Source organism: Mesorhizobium sp., from assembly GCF_024509055.1.
Classification (GTDB): Bacteria; Pseudomonadota; Alphaproteobacteria; order Rhizobiales; family Rhizobiaceae; genus Mesorhizobium.
Map to the genome: position 1 here is coordinate 1 of NZ_JANINM010000337.1, position 1684 is coordinate 1684.

At 61.6% G+C, this 1684-nt stretch carries 3 protein-coding genes; 2 read left to right on the forward strand and 1 reads right to left on the reverse strand.

Translation table 11 applies throughout. From position 1 onward, the window contains the following. Positions 1-178: 178 nt before the first annotated feature. Positions 179-478 (forward strand): DUF1778 domain-containing protein, encoded by a 300-nt coding sequence (locus tag Q0L57_RS14540; protein ID WP_296743704.1) that lies wholly within the window; start codon positions 179-181, stop codon positions 476-478. A 3-nt stretch (positions 479-481) separates the two neighbouring features. After that, positions 482-982: a GNAT family N-acetyltransferase gene (locus tag Q0L57_RS14545; protein ID WP_296743706.1), complete on the forward strand. Its 501-nt coding sequence runs from the start codon at positions 482-484 to the stop codon at positions 980-982. Between the two features lie 271 nt (positions 983-1253). Here the strand turns inward: Q0L57_RS14545 and Q0L57_RS14550 are convergent. Further along, positions 1254-1684: hypothetical protein (locus Q0L57_RS14550; RefSeq protein WP_296743708.1), on the reverse strand; the 431-nt coding region annotated here is incomplete at its 5' end.

A 1684-nucleotide genomic window follows, 5' to 3' on the forward strand; every position in this document is an offset into this window, starting at 1 on the left:
CCTGTCCCCGCAACCAAACTCAAAACGGCCCGCATCAGCGGGCCGTTGCCGTTTGGGGCATAAGCGCTCCTGCGAAATCCTCCCAACGCCGATCTCGCCTCGGACTCCTGGCGTAAGAAATAGTGCCGTATTGTGTTTTGCGCTACGAGCGAATATCTTCGCTCCGACGGAGGTAGCGATGGCGAGCGTTGCGGAACGAAAAGAATATCCGATCTCGATGCGATTGCCGGAAGCGGATGTCGCGATGATCGACCGCGCGGCCAGCCTGCGGGGCCGCTCGCGCACGGACTTCGTGCGCGATGCTGCCGTGCGGGCGGCGGAAGAGGTGATCATGGAGAACCGGCTGATTCGCATGAGCCCTGAAGGCTTTGCGAATTTCATGGAGGTTCTGACCGGGCCGCCGGCGCCAGTCGCTGAAATGGTCGAACTGGCCGGAAGGCCGGCGCCCTGGGAAGACGGCTACGAGCCCAAGCGGTGATTCGTGGGGCTTTCGGTTCCTGAGACGCTCACTGCTGCCCACGATGTTTCCGAGTTTTCCTGTAGCAAGCCGTCGCTCGATCATTGGTTGAAGACGCGCGCCCTTTCGAATCAGGAAAAGGGCTTCACCGCCGTCCTCGTGGTTCATGTCGAGAGGTGCGTGGTTGGCTATTACGGTCTTGCGCCAACCGCGGTGATCCCGTGGGTCATGCCACGCGCGATCAGGACGGGCCAGCCGCCCGATCCCGTTCCGTGCCTCCTTCTCGGTCAGCTCGCGACCGATGCGCGATGGTCAGGCCAGGGAATCGGCACGGGTTTGATCAAGCATGCCCTGCAGCGCTGTGTTCAGGCCGCCGGCCTGATCGGAGGGCGGGCTTTGATCGTCAACGCGATCGACGACGAAGCTGCGCGGTTCTGGGAGCGTCGCGGGTTCTCGCCATCGAGGGATGATCCGCGGGTCCTATTCAGGTCCATTGCTGCGATCGCGGCGTCCCTGGCGAAATAACGTCGGCGGCGCCACGCTTTCCAGTGCTCTCTTGCGCTACGGCGCTCCCGAAAAGCTTGAACGCAAAATGCGTCGATCACCGACCTTGTTGCGAAAGACCGAGGACCCCTTCGCATAGAAGGCGCGACGACAGGGGGAACGCGCCGGCACCCGGGAAAGGCCCGCATTCGGAATGCGGGCCGTCGCGACATGGCAGCCTTGCTTCTCGGCCCGCCGCTCGATCGGCCTGCGGACAGACAGTCGTCGCCCAGCGTCTGAGGTCTTGGCAATGTCATCTGGCCCGGCTGCGAACGAAGCTGAGAGATCTCTTCCTGCCCACGCTGAACGATGAAAGCGTCGCAACGTGGGACTTGAAAGCGGCCGCCAATGGAGCTGCGGTCCGCTCTTTCCGCGTTGTCAGTTTTGGCGGCTGATCAGCTCTGCCGCGCTGAAAAATGCGGCAACCGACGTTGGCAGTTAGGCAAATCCCGAAAGCGCTGTCAAAGCAGCCGGCTAAAATGCGTCCGGTGAAAAATGCACTGCCGCTTCCGGGCGACGACATCCATGAAAACAATGACTTAAGACGTTCCGACAGAATCCGCTCGGCGATATGCTCAGAAAGTTCGAAATCGGTGTTGACACGTCCAACTGCCCCGACTATACACCCGCTCACCAACGAGGGCGGCGCGCCGCTGGCGACGAAGAAGTTCGCTTCTGAGATTG